General features: G+C 39.6%; 1 protein-coding gene. It reads left to right on the top strand.

The features are described 5' to 3' along the window. Positions 1-1,409, top strand: a 1,409-nt coding sequence (locus ADI58_RS10260; RefSeq protein WP_049522514.1) for an Ig-like domain-containing protein, incomplete at both ends; no start/stop codon positions are given.

Here is a 1,409-nt window from a genome sequence, read left to right as displayed (position 1 = left end):
AATGCAGGTTCAGAAGGAATCCAAGGTGCACCACAATCAGGAACACCAAGCTTCAAGTCAGGAAATGAAAATATTCCAATGACAGTAAGTGCAACAAATCCTGCGAAATTAGTAGATCCAGCTAATAATCAACCAATTGAAGCAACAGAAATTGATGCTAAAAATGCAGCTGGAGAAAAAGTTGGGTTGTACACAATTAATCCTGCAACAGGAGAAGTTACATTTACTCCAGAACCAGGATTCTCAGGAACACCAGTACCAGCAACAGTACAAGCAAAAGATGGTAATGGAACACCAACAACAGCAACTTATACACCAGTTGTAAAAGCAGCCGTACCATCAGGTGATAACCAAGTAACAAGTGATATTCAAGGTGCAAAACAAACAGCAACACCAGTATTTACACCAGGTAAAAATACTGTAAATAATCAAGAAGTATCTGTGCCATTTGAAGCAACAAGCAAAGCGAAACTAATCGATCCAAGCAAGACTGGAGATGAAAGAGAAGTAACAACGCTTGTAGTTGAAAACCAAGGAACTTATACAATTGATGACAATGGTGTAGTAACATTCACACCACTTCCAACATTCAAAGGGGAAGCGACAGCAGTATCTATCGTTCGTAAAGATAAGAATGGAACACCTGCAACAGCTACGTTCAAACCAAATGTTGTAGGAGTAACACCAAGCGCAACTGAAGCAACAACTACAAAAGTACAAGGTGCAACACAAGAAACACCAGTAACCTTCACACCAGGTAAAGCAACGATTGGAACTGCAGAAAAATCAGTACCAATGGATCCAAATGCTTACAAACTATTAGGTGGAGATAATGGAACAACACCATCAGATACAGTTCCAGCAATGTCAGAAGACGGAACAAAACAAGTAGGTACTTATACAATTAAAGTAGTAGATGGAAAACCAGTTGTAACATTTACACCAACAGATAAAACATATGCTGGAAAACTAAAACCAGTAACAGTTCAAGGTAAAGATACAAACGGAACAGAAGCGACTACAACGTATACACCAGTAATTACACCAATCGTACCAACATCAGAAAACGGAACATCAGAAGGACCACAAGGTGTTGAACAAACAGGAAGTGTAACATTCAAGCCAGGTAAAGAACCAGGAACAGAAAATACACCTGTAGCGATTGACAAAACTAAGATGACACTACTAGGCGGAACAGATGGAAACCCAGTAGAATCATTAACAGTAAGTAAAGATGGTAAAGAAATTGGTACTTACACACTAGTGAAAGATCCAAGTGGCCTACCGACTGGAGAAGTGAAATTCACTCCAACAGATAAGTCATATGTAGGAGAAGTTCCACCAGCAACGGTACAAGTGAAAGATGCGAATGGAACACCAGCAACAGCAACTTACACACCAACATTTAC

The organism is Streptococcus mitis (assembly GCF_001074635.1).
Lineage (GTDB): Bacteria > Bacillota > Bacilli > Lactobacillales > Streptococcaceae > Streptococcus > Streptococcus mitis_E.
The sequence above is the reverse complement of the archived record's forward strand: the minus strand, read 5'-3'. Positions and strand labels throughout refer to the sequence as shown.